Source organism: Undibacterium sp. Rencai35W, assembly GCF_049340185.1.
Classification (GTDB): domain Bacteria; phylum Pseudomonadota; class Gammaproteobacteria; order Burkholderiales; family Burkholderiaceae_D; genus Undibacterium.
The window spans coordinates 108,763-131,318 of record NZ_JBMPPC010000006.1 but is presented as its reverse complement, the minus strand read 5'-3'; the positions used below and the strand labels follow the sequence as shown (position 1 = coordinate 131,318).

Annotated in this window: 24 protein-coding genes; 7 read left to right on the top strand and 17 right to left on the bottom strand. The window is 49.1% G+C overall.

Annotated features, from left to right (window positions below; genetic code table 11):
- Positions 1-116: 116 nt before the first annotated feature.
- The 7 genes from ACO0K3_RS14465 to ACO0K3_RS14435 all read right to left on the bottom strand — a co-directional run bounded on the left by ACO0K3_RS14465 (position 117) and on the right by ACO0K3_RS14435 (position 6,322).
- Positions 117-1,106, bottom strand: a complete 990-nt coding sequence (locus tag ACO0K3_RS14465; protein ID WP_422985743.1) for a glycoside hydrolase family 25 protein — start codon at positions 1,104-1,106, stop codon at positions 117-119.
- On the bottom strand, positions 1,103-1,585 hold the full coding sequence (locus ACO0K3_RS14460; protein WP_422985741.1) for a DUF2589 domain-containing protein: 483 nt from the start codon (positions 1,583-1,585) through the stop codon (positions 1,103-1,105). Before ACO0K3_RS14460 ends, ACO0K3_RS14465 begins: the two co-directional genes overlap by 4 nt.
- 2 nt (positions 1,586-1,587) lie before the next feature.
- The gene (locus tag ACO0K3_RS14455) at positions 1,588-2,046 is read right to left on the bottom strand and encodes a DUF2589 domain-containing protein (protein ID WP_422985739.1); all 459 of its coding nucleotides are present in this window, start codon (positions 2,044-2,046) and stop codon (positions 1,588-1,590) included.
- Positions 2,043-2,342, bottom strand: a complete 300-nt coding sequence (locus tag ACO0K3_RS14450; protein ID WP_422985737.1) for a hypothetical protein — start codon at positions 2,340-2,342, stop codon at positions 2,043-2,045. Before ACO0K3_RS14450 ends, ACO0K3_RS14455 begins: the two co-directional genes overlap by 4 nt.
- A gap of 101 nt (positions 2,343-2,443) precedes the next feature.
- A complete protein-coding gene (locus ACO0K3_RS14445; protein ID WP_422957107.1) occupies positions 2,444-3,004 on the bottom strand; it encodes a DUF2589 domain-containing protein in 561 nt (186 codons plus the stop codon).
- Between the two features lie 648 nt (positions 3,005-3,652).
- Complete coding sequence (locus ACO0K3_RS14440; RefSeq protein ID WP_422985735.1) at positions 3,653-4,171, bottom strand: hypothetical protein; 519 nt, start codon at positions 4,169-4,171, stop codon at positions 3,653-3,655.
- A gap of 210 nt (positions 4,172-4,381) precedes the next feature.
- Positions 4,382-6,322, bottom strand: a complete 1,941-nt coding sequence (locus ACO0K3_RS14435; protein ID WP_422985733.1) for a sensor histidine kinase — start codon at positions 6,320-6,322, stop codon at positions 4,382-4,384.
- A 7-nt stretch (positions 6,323-6,329) separates the two neighbouring features.
- Here ACO0K3_RS14435 and ACO0K3_RS14430 point away from each other — a divergent pair, with 7 nt between their 5' ends.
- Together ACO0K3_RS14430 and ACO0K3_RS14425 are read left to right on the top strand one after the other, a co-directional pair.
- Entirely contained in the window at positions 6,330-6,929 is a 600-nt protein-coding gene (locus tag ACO0K3_RS14430) for a response regulator transcription factor (RefSeq protein WP_422985731.1), read from the top strand.
- Between the two features lie 323 nt (positions 6,930-7,252).
- Positions 7,253-8,389, top strand: coding sequence for a DUF3734 domain-containing protein (locus ACO0K3_RS14425; RefSeq protein WP_422985729.1), 1,137 nt, complete (start codon positions 7,253-7,255; stop codon positions 8,387-8,389).
- A gap of 45 nt (positions 8,390-8,434) precedes the next feature.
- Here ACO0K3_RS14425 and ACO0K3_RS14420 read toward each other — a convergent pair whose 3' ends face one another.
- The 3 genes from ACO0K3_RS14420 to ACO0K3_RS14410 all read right to left on the bottom strand — a co-directional run bounded on the left by ACO0K3_RS14420 (position 8,435) and on the right by ACO0K3_RS14410 (position 10,234).
- Entirely contained in the window at positions 8,435-8,893 is a 459-nt protein-coding gene (locus ACO0K3_RS14420) for a GNAT family N-acetyltransferase (RefSeq protein ID WP_422985727.1), read from the bottom strand.
- A gap of 48 nt (positions 8,894-8,941) precedes the next feature.
- Positions 8,942-9,469, bottom strand: a complete 528-nt coding sequence (locus ACO0K3_RS14415) for a GNAT family N-acetyltransferase (RefSeq protein WP_422985725.1) — start codon at positions 9,467-9,469, stop codon at positions 8,942-8,944.
- Between the two features lie 114 nt (positions 9,470-9,583).
- The gene (locus ACO0K3_RS14410; protein WP_422985723.1) at positions 9,584-10,234 is read right to left on the bottom strand and encodes a helix-turn-helix domain-containing protein; all 651 of its coding nucleotides are present in this window, start codon (positions 10,232-10,234) and stop codon (positions 9,584-9,586) included.
- A gap of 300 nt (positions 10,235-10,534) precedes the next feature.
- Here ACO0K3_RS14410 and ACO0K3_RS14405 point away from each other — a divergent pair, with 300 nt between their 5' ends.
- The 3 genes from ACO0K3_RS14405 (at position 10,535) to ACO0K3_RS14395 (ending at position 12,747) form a co-directional block, all read left to right on the top strand.
- Positions 10,535-11,557, top strand: coding sequence for an alpha/beta hydrolase family esterase (locus tag ACO0K3_RS14405; RefSeq protein ID WP_422985721.1), 1,023 nt, complete (start codon positions 10,535-10,537; stop codon positions 11,555-11,557).
- 139 nt (positions 11,558-11,696) lie between these two features.
- Positions 11,697-12,092: a VOC family protein gene (locus ACO0K3_RS14400; protein WP_422985719.1), complete on the top strand. Its 396-nt coding sequence runs from the start codon at positions 11,697-11,699 to the stop codon at positions 12,090-12,092.
- 178 nt (positions 12,093-12,270) lie between these two features.
- Positions 12,271-12,747: an FKBP-type peptidyl-prolyl cis-trans isomerase gene (locus tag ACO0K3_RS14395; RefSeq protein ID WP_422985717.1), complete on the top strand. Its 477-nt coding sequence runs from the start codon at positions 12,271-12,273 to the stop codon at positions 12,745-12,747.
- Between the two features lie 394 nt (positions 12,748-13,141).
- Here the strand turns inward: ACO0K3_RS14395 and ACO0K3_RS14390 are convergent, their stop codons facing one another.
- The 6 genes from ACO0K3_RS14390 to ACO0K3_RS14365 form a co-directional block, all read right to left on the bottom strand.
- Positions 13,142-13,915, bottom strand: coding sequence for a transporter (locus ACO0K3_RS14390; RefSeq protein WP_422985715.1), 774 nt, complete (start codon positions 13,913-13,915; stop codon positions 13,142-13,144).
- Positions 13,916-14,053: 138 nt separating this feature from the next.
- Entirely contained in the window at positions 14,054-14,659 is a 606-nt protein-coding gene (locus tag ACO0K3_RS14385) for a DUF4337 domain-containing protein (RefSeq protein WP_422985713.1), read from the bottom strand.
- Positions 14,660-14,821: 162 nt separating this feature from the next.
- Positions 14,822-15,238, bottom strand: a complete 417-nt coding sequence (locus ACO0K3_RS14380; RefSeq protein ID WP_422985967.1) for a glycine zipper 2TM domain-containing protein — start codon at positions 15,236-15,238, stop codon at positions 14,822-14,824.
- Between the two features lie 167 nt (positions 15,239-15,405).
- Positions 15,406-15,879 (bottom strand): DUF962 domain-containing protein, encoded by a 474-nt coding sequence (locus ACO0K3_RS14375; protein ID WP_422985711.1) that lies wholly within the window; start codon positions 15,877-15,879, stop codon positions 15,406-15,408.
- 170 nt (positions 15,880-16,049) lie between these two features.
- A complete protein-coding gene (locus ACO0K3_RS14370) occupies positions 16,050-17,102 on the bottom strand; it encodes a M48 family metallopeptidase (protein WP_422985709.1) in 1,053 nt (350 codons plus the stop codon).
- Positions 17,103-17,110: 8 nt separating this feature from the next.
- On the bottom strand, positions 17,111-18,358 hold the full coding sequence (locus tag ACO0K3_RS14365) for a YjgN family protein (protein ID WP_422985707.1): 1,248 nt from the start codon (positions 18,356-18,358) through the stop codon (positions 17,111-17,113).
- Between the two features lie 341 nt (positions 18,359-18,699).
- Here ACO0K3_RS14365 and ACO0K3_RS14360 point away from each other — a divergent pair, with 341 nt between their 5' ends.
- Positions 18,700-19,206, top strand: a complete 507-nt coding sequence (locus tag ACO0K3_RS14360; RefSeq protein WP_422985705.1) for a DNA-deoxyinosine glycosylase — start codon at positions 18,700-18,702, stop codon at positions 19,204-19,206.
- Positions 19,207-19,387: 181 nt separating this feature from the next.
- Here the strand turns inward: ACO0K3_RS14360 and ACO0K3_RS14355 are convergent, their stop codons facing one another.
- Positions 19,388-21,433 (bottom strand): M13 family metallopeptidase, encoded by a 2,046-nt coding sequence (locus ACO0K3_RS14355; protein WP_422985703.1) that lies wholly within the window; start codon positions 21,431-21,433, stop codon positions 19,388-19,390.
- 280 nt (positions 21,434-21,713) lie between these two features.
- Between ACO0K3_RS14355 and ACO0K3_RS14350 the strand changes: the two genes are divergently transcribed.
- Entirely contained in the window at positions 21,714-22,538 is an 825-nt protein-coding gene (locus ACO0K3_RS14350; protein WP_422985701.1) for a methyltransferase domain-containing protein, read from the top strand.
- Positions 22,539-22,556: the final 18 nt, after the last annotated feature.

The window sequence follows — 22,556 nt, the reverse complement described above, 5'->3', positions numbered from 1 at the left end:
TATTATTAGTCAGCTATGCATTTAAACTTGTAGATAAGGATTCTCGATTCCTCGGGAATTACGACACCGTCGCTGGCAGAAAACATGCATAAACTTAATTTGGTAAACAAGCAGGGTTACTTCTGTTTTCGTACTATTCGCTCAAAGCTTGCCTCGCTCCCACTAAACTGACTGAACTCAAGCTCACCTTGCACGCCATCGATCTTTCCTTTTTCCGTCAACTGCCAAAACGCCCACCTCGGCCAGCCTTGGGGATACTGCGTCGGTCCCTTGCTGTATTCAGTCAACCAGATTGGATAGGTCTTCAGGGCACTGCCTTTCAGATAACCGTCGAACAGACTCAGACTTCCGTAGATGAGTGGCTTCATTCCGGTGTCTTGCCGGACCAGTCGCAGCCATTTAAATAGTTCATCCTTAGCGCGGTAAATGTCTTCGCCTTTTGACATGGCAGACTCTAGCTCCAGCACTGCCGGTAGTTCAGCATCACCGGTTGCCGATACAGCTGACAAGGTCCTTGTATAGTGTTTGGCCTGGTCTTGTGCGCTGGCCTTGCTGGTGTAGACATGGTAAGCACTACGCGCTATGCGAGCGTCTGCGGCAGACTGCCAGTTGCGCTTGAATTGAGGGTCAACTATGTCGCTGCCCTCGGTCGCTTTGATCGAAACAAATGCGACGCCTGCCGCCTTGAGTCGTGACCAGTTGATTTGGCCTTGACGCGCTGATACCCGTATCCCGAAAAGCACGCTGGGCCTGGCGCTCTTCAGTGCGGAAAATTCGACCGGTGAAATCAATTCCGGTGATTTGAACCTCTCTGCGAGTGCTGCTGGCACTGGAGTTGCCACCGATATTGATGAAACATTTGCAGCATTCTGATTTAGTGCAATAGTTTTGCTAGCTTGTAGATTTTGTTTTTTACTCGCCCAGTTCTGCCAAACATATGCACCACCCAACGCCAACAACATGAGCTGGGTGATCATTACCGTCAAAAGTATCAGTGGTGCATGATCCCAGAGTTGGTCTCTGAGCTTGAGCTTTCTGTTTTTCAACATAGTTCGCACCCGTTCTGATTCTTCAGCAGGCAACACAACGCGAAGCGCTTGATTCATGGTGCCACTCCTTGCACGTCAACAGCTTGAGAAATTCCGGCACTGTTGAGTGAATCATTTAAGCGCAGCATGCCCTCTGAGGCTGGCTGACTCTTGACCGACACGACTATGCTCATGACCGGCATGCGACTGGCTCTTTTTCCCTTCGCTGAACTCAAGTGACCATGAAGGATCAGTTGCCCATTGAGCCGAGACAAGTGCGTGATATTTTGCGAGAAATCAATCTTTGCCACGGCCAGCGCCAAATTGGCCTGCGGGATCAAACTTGCTACTGGCAACTGTAATGCGTCGGTCAACACAGGCTGATCGATATTGGTTGCCAGACTGACGGTTCTCGGCCGATAGTTGCCATCAGGCTCGCTAACAAAAAATGATTTGATGTAATCGATTGTGCCTTTACACAGCCGTTGATTCGCCGTCACCACGGCGCTGGCAGCAGCTTCAATCAGATCACTCAGACGCGGTATTTTATTCAGCATGATCAAGTGCTTTTCAATAATTCATCGTTCAGGCGAGCGACGCCTTCTGGTGGACTAGAAGTTTTAAAGCTCAGATTTAGTCGACCGACACTGGATCTGCCACGCAGGTCGCCGCCTAACTTCAATACCAGCAAAGCGGGGCCGTCTTTATTCTCCTTAAGTTCCTCCACCAAACAATCAATATCCATGGTCATGGCGTCGAGCACTATCTGGTTGTGATGGGTTAATGTGCTCTCGGGAATATTCTGAACACTTTCCGTCTCGCCCTGCTTGCCGTCTTCATTGATCACATGACGGTTGGGTAGCAACATAGGTACAGTTTTAGGTGATAGGGTGCCGTCCGCACTTGAGTTAAAGAATTCCTTGTGAGAGTCCTTGGCGGCCTTTTGAACAAAGCTATTTGCGTTAGAAACCGCATTGCTGATCGCTTGAAGCAAATCATCGAGAGTGCAGATGTTCACGAGAACCTCTTATTGATTGTGGCATCATAACCAGCTGCTGGCTGATGGGTTTTATCAATATCACCCAGTGTATTTTGAGTTTTTCTGATTGCGGATAGCGCGTTCCGGCTGGCATTCATGTCGATTGATAGTTTGACGCCACAGCCCCCGCAAAAAATTGCCAATCCCCCCAACAGTGATGCCATAGGCACTGTCACGGTCACGCTGCAGACAGGACATGGCATGCGGCCGTCTGGCAGACGCACTCCGCTTAATTTTTCGTCTGCGTTACCGTTTTTTAATTTACTCTTATTCATAAAAATCTCGATTTACTTTGATGGAAAATCTCAATGGACAGTGATATGGAAACGCCTCGATATAGATGCTGCTTGAGGCCTTTTCCAAATCTACCTAATTTTTATTTGGATGCAGTCGTGGGAACTGGCGTAATGCAAGACGCCATCACATCCATCAACTTACCCATTCCCTCGGTTGCAGGCTGCTGGTCGGCCTGGACGTGAAATGAATAGGTTGCAGATTGGTTGGAGGAGCGCATTTGATTTTTACTTGCAGTGACCGACCCCGACATAGCGAAACAGCCGCCCTTGTAGCTGCCGGTGACTGTCGCACTGGTGGCTGTGGTGCTCGACGATGAGGTATCGACTGTCGTTGTAAAATCGACTGTCACGTTGTCAACCAAGAGCGCTGGAATCGGCACCAAGCCCAATAAAGGACAAGTCACAGTAATTGTTTGGGTCGTTACCTGATTGGTGTCAGGATCGGTGTAAGGTCGTTCCAAATTGAACACGATATTATTCGTGCCATTTTTTGGATCTCCGCCGACAAATCCTATCTGCATAACAAATTCTTCCATGCTCTGTGCCAGCGCAATATTTGCGCGACCTGCCGCCATCAGCGGTGCCGAAACGAGGTAGTCGATAGGAATACCTTTGAGCGTTCCGTAAAAATTATCAGCCATGATTGATCCCTAAATAGTGAACAGTTCAAACAAGCCCGACATCACTAATGAGTCAAAGCCTGGCGTGCTTACCGTAAGCAGCAGATTCAGTTTAGGACTTGGTGAACAGACAAGTAATACGGTAAACACCGTAGTTTTTTTGCAATTTTGAGTTCGGCGTAAACGGTTGCGCAGCTGCCACATTCTTGATGGAATGTGTAGTTATTAACTGCACTGTTGGAATAGATTTTTGATAACGAACAAGAGTAGGCCGAAACCCTCGTTACTGGCTTTTTTACCTGTTGAGAAGCTTGCGGTCAATGTTGTTCAATATGCGGAGGAAAGTCGGGTCTGGTATCAAACATCAACCAATAAAATCTCAAATCATCTAACCAGAACCTAGCTCCAAGTATGGTGCGTACTTTGCTAGTGCAGCGTACTGTATTAGCCAGAAGATATTCGTATGCGGACGAATGCATGACCAAGACCGTGTCACTTTCGCCGGCGAGTATCGTTCTCCATTAACTTCTGGCAGTATCTGTAAGTACTTCACATATTTCTTGCTGACGAAAATTTAGATCCATCGAACCGATTCTTTCACCTCGTTGAGTTAGCTCTTCGGGATTAGATCCGTTTAATATCAATGAAAAGATAAAAAACTACTTCTCATCAACTGATAGTGCAGCCCGACCTCGATGACCTTCCTGGTGGAGTAACTTCAATATTTCCATCTTCAAACATACAAGCCTCCATTTTATTTGCAATATCCGACTCATATACGCCTTGCTTAGTCATACGAGATAGCTCTGTGCTATTTAGCAAACGCCCGCTAAGAACAGTTTTAATTTCGTCGATTAACAATTCATCTGAACGCAAATCTAAACCTGCACCTGACATATCCGTACTAGGTGCTGTTTGTATGTCTAAAACCTTAAACTGAACTACGTTTTTATCGATACCGGGATCGTCGGATATAGTTTTTATCGCCTCTTTAAAATTTCTTATGAATTCGTCTCTATGCTGCGGACCTCGATGAGCCATTAATATTCCAATGGGTTTTTCTTTATGTAATACTTGAATAACTACAGCGCTACACATAGTCAGACCATCCGCCACGAAAGTCGTATTTCCTTTTAAAAATTTTGCTGCTTGATAAAGTACCTTGCCAGTGGCAACTATCTTTGTCATGTTGTTTGCAACCTCAATATTTATTTAAATTTAGAAACATCATCTTCTGAGCAACTGATAATGCAGTCTTCGGTTTACACCCTCAAAATGATGAACAATTGAATAAGCCAGACATCACTAATGAGTCAGAGCCTGGCATGCTTACCATAAGCAGCAGGTTCAGTTTAGGACTTGGTGAACAGACAAGTAATACGGTAAACACCGTAGTTGCTAGTGGGATGTAGGAATAGGAATAAATACTGCGACGCAACTGCCATGCCCGGGGCGAGAATTGATACGCAGTTGATAGCCGCACTGGTGGCATAGGTTTTTAACGATATACAAGCCTAGACCAAAACCGTCGCTGCTGGCATTGCTACCTTGTTGAAAAGCGCGCATTAAATTTTGCTCGATATGTTTAGGAATACCGGATCCCGTATCAAACAGCAAAATCTCAATACCATCTGGCCTGCGCCGGGCACCGAGTACGACGCGTCCTTTGGGGGTGTAGCGTATTGCATTCGCTAGCAGGTTACTGAGTATGCGAGTGAGCAATAAGGAAGATCCTTCAAAGCGCAATCTGCTAGTGTGTATCGACAGGCGCAAACCGTTTTTCGCGGCAATGCCCTGAAACGCAAGACCTAGTTGGGCAAATAATTTATTGAGAACGATTTGTTCGGGCTCATGCCGATCGTCACGCACCTGAGCAATCAAATCCTTGAGTAAAGATTGCGCGTATTGCAGCGTATGGTCGATATGTTGTGCAATCGGCTCGTTGCCCTGATGTTGCTCCAGCACACTGACAGCAAAGCGCAACGAAGCAAGTGGCTGCGCAATATCATGGCTAACCGATGCCAGTTGCAGTTGCTGTTGATTAGCTTTACTCAAGGCTGCAAGCTTACCCTGCTCTGCTTCGAGCAATTGCTCAGTCTCCGCTAAACGAAGTATCCGTTGCTCAGCCTGACGAGTATTGAATTTTCCGATCTGGCTAATGACGGCAGCACCAAACAGCAGTGACTCGGCGAGGTAACCGAACTTAGGATAGGCAAGCAACGAAAACGGGAGAGATGGTCTCACTAAGAACAACACAAAACCAACCAACAACAACGGGAATACTGCAACCGATAAGGTACCTAAAAAATAAAATCGCGCAGCTTCTATCCGCTGCCGGACGCCTTGTGCAGCGACGACACACGCAATCACTGAATAGGTGAATGACTGGATAATCAATAAATTATCGAGTGCATACATCAGATGTAATATCAAAACCAGCAAGGCCAGACCAAACATACACAAATACAGCCGGTACAGGCGTGGCATGCGGCTTTTCATCTGTAAAAAACTGATCGCAAATGCGATGTTGGTCATCACCATCAGCATGCCCAGCGCACCTGGTGCGAGCATATTCCAGGCAGGTGCCCCGGGCCACAGGAAGGCAAACGTATAGCCCTCAAGCTGTGCAATAAATACCATCGTCGAGAATACTACAGCACCATACATACGGTAGCCGAACTTACGCTGAGCATTAAACCCCAGCGCAAGAACCGGTAACATCACCAGCATGATCCCGAAGATAAGGCCATTGAGCAGATTAATCAGTGTATCGCTGGTGCTCAGCTGCGCTGCAGTAAGCAAACTCGCCAGCATCGGCGTCTTGCCATGTGAGTGGTAGTAGATATAGACACGCGCCGGACCACGCGTCAGTCTCAATACTGCTATCAAATTGCGGTGCGTCACTGGCCGGTCGGCATAGCGACTGCTCTCATTGAGATTAAGCACGGTTTGCGTGAGCCCGGCTTGCTGTACATACACTTGTACCTGAAAAGCATCAGGAATACCCAGATCCAGCAGACGGTCGCCAGCATCGGCGTCGGCAATCAAATCAATCCGATACCAGTGCCCCTCATTCGCCGGTATCGAATCCGGTACGGTGAATTCGTGGTTGACTGCAGAGCGTTCAAGCGCACTGACACAGCCGTGCAAGATCACGATCTCCTGCCCACGTACCTGGCAGGATGCTGCCTGCACCTCTGCCATACAGCAACATAGCAAGAAAGCCAGCCAGATGCTCAGACCGCTGCGATGCAGGTACCGTCGATAATAGATGTAATGTTTAATAGGTAATAGTTTTCCTGTAGAATTGATTTCAATTTTAACATCTACCCAGTGCATGAGACCTATGAACATCCTGCTCGCCGACGATCACGCCATCTTCCGGCAGGGACTGAAACTCTTGCTACAGCAACGGGGCAATTATCAGGTAGTAGCTGAAGCTGGCAGCCTTGATCAGGTACAAGCTTTACTACAACAACATCAAATCGATTTACTGATCCTCGATTACCACATGCCCGGCGGGGAATCATCGGCGGTGCTGGCCTGGTGCAAACAGCGCTACTCAGCACTCAAAGTAATCGCACTGACCGGTTCCGCCTCAGGTATCAACCTTAAACAATTACAAGACGCCAAGGCCGATGCGGTATTACTCAAAGACTGTTCCGGTCCCGAGCTGCTGAATTCGATTGCGCAAGTGATGGCAGGACGCGTGATAGTGAGCGCGGAGGTACAACAACAAATCGACAGTTGCTCAAGCGAGCTGACAGCACGCGAACTGCAAACGGCGCAATTGATTTACCAGGGACTCTCCACAGCAGAAATGGCGACACAACTCAATCTATCTGCCAAAACAGTGGACAAGCATCGCGAAAATTTAATGCGAAAACTAGAAGTGAACAATGTCGTGCAACTGATTCACAAGGTGCAATTGCTTAAGTTAGTTTGATGCTTCAGCTGGCTTGATATTGGTTTTATTGGTGTTCTTACCGCATCGTTTCGGATATCACGCTGTTTGCCCCGCTACTGCGCCCGTCGGCACGCCGCACACCGGCCTTATGAAGCAAAGAACTGTCGGCTGCAATGCGTGTAGCTCCGCAAACTGATGGGCGCTTTATAGTGTGTCACCCGTGATGATGGTTGGTGTGATCTGTGCAACACAAAATAGCCAATGAGGTTAATATCATTGCATCGCAACAAATTCGCACGGTCTCGCACTATCGCACTATCGCCCCTAGCAACCTCACAAACATTTAATCCTCACCTCATACCATGCCAAAACAAGAAACCGTCCTCATCCTCCAGGGCGGTGGTGCCTTGGGTGCATATCAAGCAGGTGTCTTTGAGCAATTGCATGCGCAAGACTTTCAGCTTGACTGGCTGATCGGCACGTCGATTGGCGCCATCAATTGTGCGCTGATTGCAGGCAATCCTCCCGAGACGCGAGTGCAGCAATTACAGGCGTTCTGGCAAAGTCTGGCGCCACCGACACGGCCAAATCAACCGTGGTCAATTTTTTCGCCATGGTTACAGCAATGGGGTAGCGCTGCTGATGCCTGGAATAGCTGGAAAAATTCTTCCGAAACCATCGGCACCCTGACTAACGGTGTACCGGGATTTTTCAAACCACGCGTTGGTGCCGGTTGGGATATGAACGCCAAAGTACCGTTAAGTCAGAATAGTTTTTACGATACCGGTCCGCTCAAAGATACGCTGGAAAAATACATCAACTTCGACTATCTGAATGAAGGACGGATGCGACTCAGTGTCTGCGCCGTCGATATCGACAGCGGTCAGATCAAGACGTTTGACAGCAGCAAACAACACATCGACCCGGAACATATTATGGCCAGTGGTGCTTTGCCACCAGGCTTTCCACCTGTAGCGATTGAGGGACGGATGTACTGGGATGGCGGCATCTACTCGAACACACCGCTGGAAGTTTTTTTGGAAGATACCGTAGAACGTGATGCGTTGTGCTTTATGGTTGACCTATGGGATCCGACCGAAGCAGCACCGGAAACCATGGCAGAAGCACTCGCCCGTTATAAAAGCATACAATACGCCAGCAGGTCAAAGGAGCAGTTAGAAACCCGTCAACGCATCCAGAATCTGCAAAAGGCCATACGCAATCTGACCGAACATCTCTCCGCCGCCGAACGTAAAAAACCCGAAGTACAAAACTTGATCAGAATGGGCTGCGAACACACCATCAATGTCGTCCACCTGATCATGAAAGCCCTGCCCGATGATCAGTATTTTAAGGATATCGACTTCAGCAGCGAGACTGTAAGCAAACGCTGGCAAGCGGGTCTGCATGATGCGAAGCGCGCCTTGAAACATAAGGCATGGCTAGAGCCATTACCCGCCCATGCGGGTTTGGTGATCCATGAGCTTGTGCAGGAATGATATCAACTCCTGCTTAAACATAAACGGAGTTTGCATACACGCCCCTCAAGCACGAAGAGTTTTGCACATAAACACGCTTAAAGGATCATCGGGATAATCGCCGAACCGACCGCAGACCTTGTAGCCAGCCAACGCATAAAGACGTAAGGCCTCGGTCTGGCGTGGCCCGGTTTCCAGCTTTATTTCCCGGCGGCCTGCCTGACGGGCAGAGGCTTCCAGCAAATTCAGTAGGCGTTTCGCCAAGCCCTTTCCGCGCTGCTCAGGGTGTACATACATGCGCTTGATCTCACCATACTCTGACGCCAGAACAACTGCGCCACAGGCGACCGCACGTTGCTCTGCATCACGGGCGACGGCACAAATGAGATGCTGCGCAGAGACCGCGGTTAAGTCAAGCGCATACACGCTTTCTGCCGGGTACAGACTATGTTGATACGCGTCCAGCTCGGCAATCAAAGCCAGCACATCGGCCTGATCTGGCGATTCCACATTGATAGTGACCATATGAATTTTACTTACCTAATAATTAGGCACCTATTATTTACTTACCCATTAAATGGATTTGGAATAAATCGTGGTCGAGCACAAACCACCTTGCGGCCACAGGGCGTAATCTGGAATACGTCCGCATCGCTGCCAGCCAAGCCGCTCATATAAAGCTTCAGCGCCACCGCCGGTCGCGGTATCCAGCACCAGCAGCGTTTTTCCCGCTGCACGTGCCGCTTGTTCTGCCGCCTGCATCAGTGCTGCACCGAATCCATGCGCACGCGCACGGCGATGCACCAGCAGCTTGGAAATATCGCCGCGATGTGGCTGATTCTCTGGCTGGCTCAATACTGCCTGCACCGTACCGACGATCATGCCCGAAGTATCTCTGGCAACCAGCAAGAGTCGCTCCTGGCGCACTACGCTCGCCGCGACACCCTGCCAGAACGCCTCTGCCTTCGCATGCGACAACGGCTGCATAAAACTGACCGATGCCCCACCGTCGACGCAATCGATCAGAACATCACACAGCGCTGCGATATCAGCATCATCGTCGATCGTCTGCAATAACTGGATCACATGATCAGAGGACATCAGAAACTCCCGTAGTAGTTAAATAAATGAAGAGATCAGTTGATAAGCTTGTTGAAAGTAGCTGATCAATTCCAATTCATCACCAGGCAATCTAAGTTCACCATCTGTGTTTTTTTAAAGCGATGCCGTATTAATCGCAACGACATAACGAACCGGACGCTTGCTAGTGTTTTGATACACAATCGCATTATTCTCATCCATCGCCAGACAATCGCCGCTCTCCAGATGATGATGTACATCACCCAATATAATTTCCAGAGAACCGTCCAGGATCCAGACCTGCTGATGTATCCCTACCTCACGTAAGCCTGCGGCATAGGACACCCTCGCACCGGCAGGGAACTCCACCTCGACCAGTTGGATAGACGAACGAAAATGCGGCGGCGAAATATTCCGGCGACGATAACCGGACTGCGGATCGGTCCATTGCAATTGCGCCTCGCGCCGCACCAGAGGATTCGCATCGGGCTGTGGCTCTTCAAAAAATGACGCCAGCGTCACGCCCAGACCAAACGATAATTTATCCAGCACCACCGCGGTCGGGCTACTCTCCCCGCGCTCAATCAAAGAGATCATCGACCGGCTCACTCCCGACTTGGTTGCCAGCGCATCGAGGGACATAGAACGCTCTGCACGTAGGCTACTCAGGCGGTTTGCTATGCGCTGGTTAATGTCAGGCGATGTGTCAGGCGATGTATCAGGTTGCTGTTCAGACTGCTGGCCCGACTGATGGTTGGACTGTTGAGTAATTTTTTTGGCTTGCATGGTGTGTATGGATTGCGTAGATCAATTGGCTCGATCAACTTCTTTCATAATGGATTTATTTTCCAATTTATTGGATATGGTGTCAATCACTTTTTTTGACTGCCAATTTCCTGCTGCAATGGATGCCATGTTCAGATCTCGGACTAAATATCTGAACAGGGGGAATTAATAACAACACAAGACAATCAAAGCACTCAATCAGCTTATTCGAAAGCATCCAGACCCGGTTGGCCGTGTTAGTGTTTGTGCACACATCTGCGCTGGTGCACCCAGCTATCGTTCTAACAACGAGGTCTTTTAATGAAAAGTGTTTTACGTTTTCTTCGCTTCTGCCTTTTGGGTTTGATCGCCTTCATTACAATAGCTGGCCTGCTATTTGGCTACTTTATCTATTCACCGGAGCCAGAGCTACCGAAGCTATCTGGCACGCTGACGAAGGCGTCCATTGAAGTCAATGGACTCAAGCGCACTTACCTGACATACCTACCGCAAGGGCTGGCAAAAGGAGCGCCACTGGTGATGGTCATGCACGGATCGGGTGAAAGCGGCGCGCAGATCCGGATCGACACCGGATATGGATTTGAGCGCCTCGCCGACCAGCATGGCTTCGCAGTCGTCTATCCAAGTTCTTATAGTTTCGACTGGAACGATTGCAGCAAAGTTGGCGACTTCAGCGCCAACGGACGTGAGGTAGACGATACCGGCTTCCTCAGTGCGCTCGCCGACAAACTCATCACCGACATCGGAAGCGACCGGAACCGCATTTTTGCAACGGGCGTATCGTCTGGCGGATTTATGTCGATTCGGCTTGCACTAGAGGCGTCTTCGCGGTTTCGCGCGATTGCTGCGGTATCGGCAAACGTCCCATCACCGGAGAATTTTAAATGTAAGCCCGCCGAGCAATTGACTAAGGACATTCCAGGCATTCCAGGCACCTCGGTCATGATCATGAATGGCACCAAGGATCCGCTGGTCCCGTTTAATGGTGGAGAATCGAGTCTCTTTGGCTTATTTTACAAAGGTGGCAATGTCCGTTCGTCGCAAGACTCAGGTCAATATTTTGCCGACCTCAACCATCTCTCTGGTAAGCCTGCAACAAAGCTCAGCACAGTCGCCGACGGTGTGAAGGTCGAGCAATTCTTCTGGCGCAACAACACCAAAGTGGAAGTCGAACTCGTTGCCATTCATGGCGGCGGGCACGGGCTTCCGCAACCCTACTTCCGTCGCCCGCGATTGCTGGGACCATCCCCCATGGCACCGGATGGACCGGCAATGATCTGGGCTTTTTTTGAACGGCAATTCACCGCCGATGCAATCAAATAAATGTCCTGCATGTCAGCCAAAACAGCCAGACGCTGATCCACGCAACGGTAATCGTGCAATAGCAATATTAATGACCGCAACGACATTAGTAACATGCAATTAACCCTCAACAAAAGCCCAATCTCAAAAAGGAGAAGCCATGTACATCCCGCCTGATTTCGGTACCGTCACACCGTATTTTTTTGTCGCCGATGCAGAGGCATTTGTTCATTTTTTAATCCAGGGGTTGGGCGGCACTGAAACCCTGCGCTCCCTGCGTCCCGATGGCAAGATCGCGAATGCCCAAATACGCCTCGGCACCTCCACCGTCATGGTCAGCGAATCCTCGGCCAAGTACCCGCCCATGCCCAGCTCGTTTTATCTCTACGTCGCCGACGCAGATCAAAGTATGCAAAAAGCACTCACCCATGGCGCGACCATAGAAATGGAGGTTCAGGATATGCCCTATGGCGACCGGCAAGGCGGCGTCAGGGATACGCATGGCAATATCTGGTGGATATCTCAACGCCTGGTGCATGCGCCCTACTCTGAATAATCTACGATTGACGTGCTAAGTTGTTAATGAACGCAGCAGACGCGCCGATGAAGCAAGCTCCGGTAAGTTCCTCTCTGATCGGTACGCAGAATGACTAATTCCACTATCGCTCTCAAACATCACTAACAGCACTTCGGTTAAGATGCTTGCACTTTTATTCCAAATCTGAAAGATGCAAATGAAAATTGATAAAGACACCGCTGTCACTCTGCGTTTTACCGTCGCCGAAAGCACTGGCAAAGTCATTGAAAACGGCAAAACCCCCATCGCCTATTTACACGGCGGCTATGACAACCTGCTTCCCAAAATAGAAGAAACGCTGCAAGGCCAAGAGATAGGTTTTAAAGCCACGCTCGACCTGCCACCAGAAGATGCATTTGGCCTGCGTGACGACAGCCTGCTACGCACAATTTCAAAGGCAGACTTCCCTCCCGGCGTCAAAGTAGGTGCCTCGTTGCAAGGCGTGAACGATGCAGGACAAGAACAGATTTATACCGTACTCAAAATCAAAGGCGATCAAGTCATGCTAGACGGTAATCACCCGCTTGCAGGCAAATCCCTACGCGTCGGCTTGCAGGTCTTAGGCGTGCGCCCAGCGACAATGGAAGAAATTTCACATGGTCACGTGCATGGTGATCACGGGCATCAGCATTAGTGTTAACGAGACGGCATCGTTTGATTGAGATGCCGTCTTTTGGTTAGCAGTTGATTCAACATCAATAAATTTAAATCAATAACTCTCTTCACTGAGTTGTGGCATTAACCATGCTGAAAATTCCTGTCGTTTGAAACTGGATAAGTTTGGCCGTTTCAGCTCTAGATTTTCACTAGAATCTACTTCAACTTAAAATCTATATGCGACTGAAATCTGTCAGAAGCGCAGTGAACAAAGTTTATCTACTCAAACTCTAGCAATAAAACTACCACTGATGTCAGGTAAAACAAGACGACATTGGCATGACTATTTTTGAAGGTAGTAAGTAGCAAATTCAGCGTAGCCATCTCTGCACTTTGCCAGAATTATTACCGCGCTCTAACGTCACAAAATCTCACCACAACCGCCCCAACGGCAACACAATCCCCGTAAACAAAGACAAATCCGGTGAGGCCTTGTTGAGTCCTTTGGCGACGCCAAAATCAATCGTCATTCGGTTGCTGGGGCTGTAGGCCAGTGCAGCTAATATTTGTGAGGTGTTGTCGCTACCGCTGCGGTGGGTGCCGCTGAGTTCTGCTGTCGCGCCCCATTTGTCGGCGATGGGTGTAGAGAATGAGGCGGATAATCCTGTCTGCGTGCTGGAGGTGCCGGGGTCTGCGATACCGAGATGGACGAAGTTCAAGTTAGCGTCCATGTGGACTTTGCCGATGTCTTGGCTGTAGATACCGTTGATGCTGTAGTCGGTTTTACCGCTGCCGATGCTGTCTTTGGCGGTCGGTGTTTTGATGCCGAATTCTAGGCCGAGTGCGCTGCTGTCGTCGATCAGGAATGCGCGCTTCAGCACCAGCGTGGTGTCGCCGATACCGCGTGCACGGTTGCCGCTATCGTCTCTGGCGGAGACCACCGCTTCGCCGCCGATCAGGATGCCCCACTGCGGATTGAACGCGAGCTTGAGTTGATACGGCAGGCTGTCACGTCGTGCGTTACCTTGCTTGCTGCTCAGCAGCCCCATTTCTAATTCCAGTTGTCCTGGCAGCGGTAACTGAGCGGGGCTTGATACGGAGGGACGATATGGCGTGACACCTGCGTCATCATCAGCCACGGCAATCAGACTTAGGCTGGCGAGTGCGCTGGCGCTGAGCCATTTGAGGATGTGAGATGAGGACATGGCTGCTTTCTGATTAAATTGAAAAAGGAAATTCTAAAAATGAATCCGCAATGTTGATGCGGCTTCCAGCCCTATATCAGGCCAAGAGCCGCATAAAACCTGCGTGATCGATGTTGAAAACGTCTAAAAACCAATCCATTACGACAATAAGCGAATCAGACTATCGGGATGTGTTGCCCAGCCCAGCAATCCTGCCAGCCCCATGTAGAAGCCGCAGGCGGTGGGTACGAGAGCGAGCCAGTACAGCCATTTTTGATGAGTCAACGCTGTTACGGCGAGTAAGGAAATCGCAATCGCGATCAAGGCATCGGACAAATCAAACTGGTCGTCTTTAAAGTTGGCGGCGTCATAATCCTTCTGATCCTGCTCTGCCTGGGTTTTTAATTCTTCTTTTTTACGCGATTGTTCGGCAGCGACTTTTTCATAATCGGCAATGGCGGTTTGATAGGCAGCTTTGTCCTCTACAGACTTTGATAAGGCGGCTAAACGTAATTGTACGATGGTTGATTTGGCGACTTCTTCACGGATATTACGAGCCTGATAAAACGCCCAGTGATCGAGCTTATTCGCTTGTGCCTGCTGCATCGATTGGACGATATTGTCGTCCTTGACTTTGCAAATTCCCATGAAGGTGGCGAGTATCGCTACCGTGATCGCCACTAGCATATTGAGGCGCATTGCTGCTCGATCTGCGGGTTTGGATTCTTCGAGGTTTTCAACGGTTTCTAACGGATCAATATCCATGTTGTGCGTCCCTTATGAGCGTGTTGTAAGCGTACTGTGAGCGTGTTATGAATTACTTTTAAGCGATTGTGTGATGAAGCTTTTTTATGTAATTCAGATAGAAAAAGACCTCGTATATCACGAGGTCTGATGCTGTTTTTTCGCTGTAGCAGCGAGAAACAATTAGTGCGTCACACGGGTTGTCCGGCCGTTGGACAACAAACGTACGCGATCTCCTGCACGGAATAATTCATCGGCATCCTGAGTGATGGCCTTCATCTCGCCATTATCGAGACGCACCGTAATTTCAAAACCCTTACGATTGTTCATATTGGCTTCAACACTTTGACCGATCATGCCACCGGCGACTGCTCCGATGATGCCAGCGGCGAGAGAGCCGTTACCCTTGCCGATGCTGGAACCTGCGGCGATACCGCCCAGGGCTGCACCGGCCGCAGTACCTACGCCGCTCTGGCCTTTATCAATCAGCACCTCACGCACGGACTCGACCACGCCCATACGAACGGATTGTTCGTTCTGAGTTTGGCTGGTGCGATAGACATTGCTGGAGGTCGGGGCAACGGCGCAGGCGCTAAGCATAGCCGCCGCAGTGACAACAGTAATGCCGGCGATGGAGTTGAGGATAAGACTTTTTTTCACGATACTCTCCTTACAGTGTTTGAACTGATGATTGGACACGTCGACCAATGAAACGTTCCGGTTACAGACAAATTGTCGCGCGGATCATGACACAGAACTGTAACAAATTAATACGAGATTTTGAGCTTGCGATACAAAAAACCAAGCACAAATAAAGGGCCGATCAACAGAAACCGCAGATCGTCAAAGAATGAGGGTTTCTTGCCCTCGATCTTATGGCCGATAAACTGAAATATCCACGCGACAACAAAGACGCCGACGGATAAAGGCAAAACCCAGCTAGCAGGTAAGGCATAAAGAATCCCCAGCATTACCGCCGCCATCAGGCTCATACCGGCCGCAAACGGTATGGACAAGGACACGTAATAAATCAGCGCCAGCAGCGCGGCACCGACCGCAACTACCGGGTGGATCGCCCAGATCAGCCCCAGCACTGTCCACATAATCGCCGGTACGCAGACGAAATGAATATATTCATTGGTCGGATTGCGATGACTCTCGGCATATTTTTCCAATAACTGCTCAACGGCACGGCCAGACGCTTGCTGTTCTGCACTGGTGTTACTAATGTGTTTGCTCATGGTTTGTCTCCGCTATCCTAGTGAACTGCTGTTATCTGATTATTCTAATCCACAAACAAAGGAAACTCGGATTTATCACCAATAGACGCAGATAGACGCGGTAGCCTCATAGACCTCATAAGCTTCAGCCCTCTTACGTTGCAACCAGACAAGTCATTCGTGCACCGAGGCTACTCCGCAGCTTGACGAAAACGTGCCATCCGCTCCCTGGTTGGCGGGTGCGTTGAGGTATAGCTCGAGACCTTCTCCAGCCATGTGGGCAGATTAACTTTACGCTTACGCTGATTTTCTTCACTCAGGAACTCAAAGAGATTGGCGATATGATTCGTAGAAATGGCGTTGGCCTTCAGTAATTGAATCGCATATTCATCCGCCTCCGACTCCATCGCACGGGAATATTCTGTTCTCATCAAAATCGTCGGCGCGAAAGTCGCCACGCCGCTAAAGTCACCGAATAAGGTTCCCATCACTACGGTGATGAAAGAGTCGTTAATCAGACCCCTCATGGCGTGACGTTTTTCTATATGTCCGATCTCGTGCGCAAACACACCGCTCAGCTCGCCCGCAAGTGCTCCGGAAATATCGTTGCCACTGACGCCAACAATCAGATCCATCATCTGGTCGGTCACAACCACGGTTCCGCCAGGCAGCGCAAATGCATTGGCACCTATCTGTTTAGAGAAACGAACCTCCAGATGAATTGGCATGCGACTGTCTTTCGGCACCAAGCGACGAAACAACTGGTCTGCCTGACTAATTGTTTTATCACTAAGCTTGCTCGGCTGCAAAATGCTGTCGTCCAAGGCAACCATAATTTGCGCGCCTAATTTCTTTTCCAGTTCGTCAGGCACAACTACGGCGACTTTGTCAGAGATCCATGGCATCGCCCAATGATGCGCAGCAAACAGTATTCCTGCCATGGCGAGAATGGCGATCAATGATGCCAGCCACTGATCTTGCCAGCGCTCTACCAAAGACTTTTTATACCCGAGTTGCGTCAGTAAATTGCGGCGAGACTCAGCATCGTTTACTTCACAATGCGAGCCATCAGGAAACGCGATGACACAAGGCGCATTAAAAAATGGCTCCTCAACGAAGATATTTTTTGATAGAAAGGTCTTATTGACGCCCTCGCCAATCAACACTACGTCAGTCGCCCTGATTGCGAGCGTTGCCTGCTGAAGTTTCGCGTGTATGCCATCAAAATAATTAACGTTCATCATTGTCTGGCCTACCAGGAAAGATCAAAACCAAGGAAATCTGCTGAACTGTCGCCAGCGGCACTACTGCTCGCAACACCGGTCCCAGACTGAATCGCATTAAAACCCGGACCGGCAATCTGTACATGTTTCAACCTGAATTGGTACGCACGTACGACGGCAAACGGCCTGTATAAACCGAGTGTCAATAAGGTCAGGAGGACATTCACGGATTGCAACTTTAGATATTTCCAGCGTGGTACTGCAGAGTGGATCGTCAATCCGGTAAGCGAAGTAGATGACCAGACCTTGTTCCAGATCGTCGCTTGCACAAACGGGCCACAAACGAGGTAAGCGAAGTAAGCGAAAAGTAAGGCAGCAATGGCGACAAGAACGGTCACAAAAAATTGACTGCGCAATAAAGGGGCCGCATTGGACGCAATAATATGCTGATAAATGGCAACGCCAACGCCAGAGGCAATACCAACAACGACAGCGACGCCGAGCATAAACAGCACGGCGACTACATAAGTGAAGATAAACGCCGATCTTTTTAATGTGCAATCAGATTGCAAGGTTCCATAAGAAAAATTCCCATGTTGATATCGCTTCATATTGGCATGCAACCACGGCCAGGTGAGATAACCCAACAAGGAAACAGAAATCCATAGTGGCCTGTGTGGGTACAAAGCACCAATTAGTCCGGGTAATAAAAATACAGTAACGACCGGCAGATAAGTCAAATACGCTCCCGTCACCGATCCGTGAAAATTAAATCGCAAGGCACGATAACTGGTATTACGCAAACGGAAACGCTGCGCACTACGTAACATCATCGGCATTCCAAGCAACATACAGGCAGCAACGAGAATCCCTATCGTCTTGGATAACTGGAATACATAGTGATACGCAAACAGCAGTACGACAGCGATCAGGCGGCCACGCAGAATCGCCACCGGATCACCGTGAAAATTGAACACGGCGCCAGATAACTGCGTATTACGGTCAAAATACTGCAAGCGCCTGACCTTAGCCCAGGCAGAATAGATGCCGAACGTTGCAATCGTCAGACACAGATTCACTATCCAGATTCGGAAATATTCTTTGCCACTGCCAGTAAAACAGATATCCTGATTCGTGATCGGCGATGTCTTAACAGCTGGATCTTGTAGCGAATCCGCATACGCTGCTACGGTGATCGCTGGCGAAAAGTCAGCGGGCTTAGAAGGGTTGGTAGTGCCTGCCAGCGCGCTTGCGCCAACGGGGGACTGGTCTGTCATTTGATCTATTTGATCTATTTGATCTATTTGATCTATTTGATCTATTTGATCTATTTGATCCATTTGGTCCATTTGCATTTAATCGTCGAATTATCGTGTCTTGCGCCTCATCTCTGTCAGTCACCATCGGCTTTTATGCTGATTCAAACGAGATCGTGAGGAATTTATTTTTGGCGAGACTGGATCATAATTAGTATTAAAGAAATTTTGTTAAAAAATGTTAAAAATTTTTAGTGCGTCAACTTTAATTTGTCCTAAACCGCTGATGGAGTTTTTTTGGATCGACTAAAACACTTCTTTGCACGCCCCTTAATCAAGAAGCCGCGTATGGCCAGATTTTTATGAAAATGGATCTTTCAAACGATTCAAGCAATTTATCCGGCTTCCCGCCGGTCATCAATGCGCAGACACATACGCTGATACTCGGCAGTTTTCCTGGTGTCGCATCGCTGGAGGCACGGCAATATTATGCGTACCGGCACAATCAGTTCTGGCGACTGATATCGGCAGTGACAAGGGAGGATATGGCATCGCTGACATATGAAGACCGGCTGCCACGCTTGCTGGCGCATGGTTTTGGTCTATGGGATGTGATCGATACCTGTCATCGTAAAGGCAGTCTGGATACCAATATCCGCAATGCCCAGGCAAACGAATTTGCATGGCTGCGCGAACACTATCCAGCGCTACAACGTATGGCTTTTAATGGTAAGGCGTCAGGTAAGTTCGCACCCCAGTTTGCGGCACTGGGTTTTGCTACGGTGATTTTGCCGTCATCATCACCGGCCAATGCAATGCGGAATTTTGAGGAAAAGCTAATCGAATGGAAGCAGCTTCAACCAAATTGACCATGACTGAGATTCATTTAAGTTATTCATTTGAGTTGATTCAGTTTGAGCTAAATTAATTTAAATTGACTTGATTTTCAGCATCCAATCAAACGAACAAAAAAATACCGGGCTCTCGGCCCGGTATTCGGATGCGAATAGTCATCGCCATGTTGCGGACTGCGGACTAATTATCCGCGTTTTACCAGATGATCACGCGTTTCTCAGGTGCCAGATACATTTTGTCGCCTTCTTTCACGCCGAATGCGTCATAGAATCCGGGCTGATTGACCATCGTGCCATTCGCACGGAACTGGCCTGGTGAATGCGGGTCGGTTTTCACCTGGACGATCTGTTGTGCGTCACGCATTTTGCTGCGCCATACCTGTGCAAATCCCATGTAAAACCGCTGATCGCCAGTCAATCCGTCGATCACCGGTGCGTCCTTGCCATTCAATGACAATTTATACGCTTTAAAGGCGATGGCAACACCAGAATTGTCGGCGATATTCTCACCCAGTGTCAGTTCGCCATTCACGTTATAACCGGGCAATGGACTATAGCTATTGTATTGGGCGACCAGCATGTCGGTCTTTGCGGAGAAGTTTTTACGATCTTCTTTGGTCCACCAGTCACGCAGGTTGCCATCACCGTCAGACTGACTACCTTTGTCGTCAAAACCATGGCTGATCTCATGACCAATGACCGCGCCGATTGCACCGTAATTCACGGCATCGTCGGCACGCATATCAAAGAATGGCGGCTGCAAAATCGAGGCAGGGAAGACGATTTCATTCATGGTAGAGCTGTAATACGCATTCACTGTTTGCGGTGTCATACCCCACTCTTCTCTGTCAATCGGCTTACCTAGTTTATTGATACGGCGGTTGTAGCTGAAGGTACTGGAGCGCATAGCGTTACCAACCAGATCACCGGCGACCACAGTCAGTGCGGAGTAATCACGCCACTTGTTGGGGTAGCCGATTTTTGGTGTGAATTTAGCGAGTTTGGCTTGCGCTTCTTTTTTGGTTTCCGGACTCATCCAGTCCAGGGTGTCGATACTTTGCTTATAGGCGACGAGCAAATTTTTGACCAATTGTTCCATGCGCGCTTTGCGCTCTGCCGGGAAATATTGTTCTACATATTTTCTCCCCACGGCTTCACCTAAAGCACTTTCGACCGAGGCAACGCCACGCTTCCAGCGAGGGCGCATTTCGGTTACACCCGTGATTGTTGCGCCATAAAACGCGAAATCTGCATCGACAAAATCTTTAGACAAATACTCGGAATAGCTGCGCAGGAGGTGCCACTCAAAATACGATTTCCAAGTAGCCAGATCGGTGTTATTAAGTACCTGATTAAAACCCGTCACATAGCTTGGCTGACTGACGATGATGTAATCGACTTTATTCGCGATGCCAGCTGAGGACAAGGCAGTTTTCCAATCGTAGCCTGGTGCGATACCGTCGAGCTGCGCAATTGCCAGTTTGTTATAACGCTTGACCGGATCGCGGTTCTCTACCTTGGTCCACTGGACTTCTGCAATGGCGGTCTCTAAGGCTAGGATAGCTTTGGCACGCGCTGCAGCATCTTTCTCACCGACCAGGCTAAGAATTTTTTCTATGTGTTTCTCGTATTTCGCGCGGACGTCGGCAAGTTTTGCATCATCTTTTTTCAGATAATAATCACGGTCTGGCAAACCCAGACCGCCTTGAGTCAGATAAGCGGCATACTTGCTTGATTCTCTGGCGTCTTGTCCGACATAGATCGCATAAGGTGCGCCAACACCGATCTGGTTCATGTGAGCGATCAGGGCTGGAATCGCTTTTTTATCTTTGATCGCACGTATCGCCTGCAATTCACCAGTCAGCGGTTTATAACCCAAGATTTCAAGCTTTTTTTCGTCCATGTAGCTGCTGTAAAAATCACCGATCTTTTGCTCGTCGGAACCCGCTTTTTTCTTTTCTAACTGCGCTGTCTCAATTAGGCTTTTCAGTTGTGGCAGTGTGTCATCACGTAATTTCGCAAACGCGCCCCAGCTGGATTTATCCGCAGGAATCTCGGTGGTTTTGAGCCACTTACCGTTCAGATGCGTGAAAAAATCATCCTGGGCACGTACTGAAGGCTCGATATATTCCACATCAATGCCGGAGAGTGGGCCGGTTTGTGTCGCTTTAGGTGCGTCAGCAGCAGAGGCGAAACCGGCGAGCAAACTTAAGGTCAGTGCACTTAGTAGATGTCTTTTCACAGCGTTGTCCTTTTTGGGGAAGAGTCAAGAAATAGGCGGGTAGCCAGAAATGCTAAGCATACGATTATATTCGTAACAAAAGGTTCCAATTTGCTGGTTTATTCCGATGCGGCTTTGCAGCATCTCGTGCTGAATTGTCACGGTTTTCAGAGAAACGCGATGGTGACATTCGCAGCTTTTTTACAAAATCGGGGGATGATGGTTTGCTTAAGGTACGAATTTTTGTAAAGACCTGCGAAGAATTCACTATTTCTCTGCCTGTACTGGGTAAAATGGACAAATGCTGATCAAAAGAAAATCCATAGAAGCCGAAGCCAACTATCGCTCAGGCCCCAGAGCCGCAGCGACCACGTCCCCAAAGGCTGCCCGCAAACCTAAGTTTGCCCCTATCACCCTGTCCGAACTTGATGGCGTTCGTTATCTGCACTTTGGTACCGAATGGGTACAAGGAGCAATGCGCCTGCGCAAACCCGACTGGATAGAACTCGAATACGCGCAACAAATGATGACGTGGATGCTGTTTATCAGCGAACCGCGCCATATCGTGCAACTAGGACTGGGAACCGGTGCACTGACCAAGTTTTGTTATCGCCAGTTTGAGCAGGCCAAAGTCACTGCCGTGGACCTGAATCCTGCTGTGATCGCGATCTGCGAGAGCATGTTTAAGCTCCCTGCCAATGATGATCGCCTTCAGGTAATCGAAATGGATGCGCTGGAATTCGTTAATGACCCGGCAAATCTGGAGCAATTCGATGTCTTACAAGTCGATTTATATGATGCAACTGCGCGCGGCCCCGTGCTGGACAGTGCAGAATTCTATGAGGCGTGTGCGGCATGTCTGGTGCCAGACGGCATATTGACCGTTAATTTATTTGGTGATCACCCGAGTTACGCAAAGAACCTGAAGGCATTGCGCTACGCATTCGATCAGGTGCTGTGCCTGCCGCAAGTGCATGACGGGAATGTCGTCGCGATCGCTTTCAAGAAGGCGATCAAACCTGATTTTTCTATGTTAACTCAACGCGCTGATGACATTAAGGCACTAACCAAGTTACCAGCCAAATCCTGGGTCAAAGCGCTCCTGGCAGCGACTGATCCTGCATGAACTATTTTTCGAATTGAA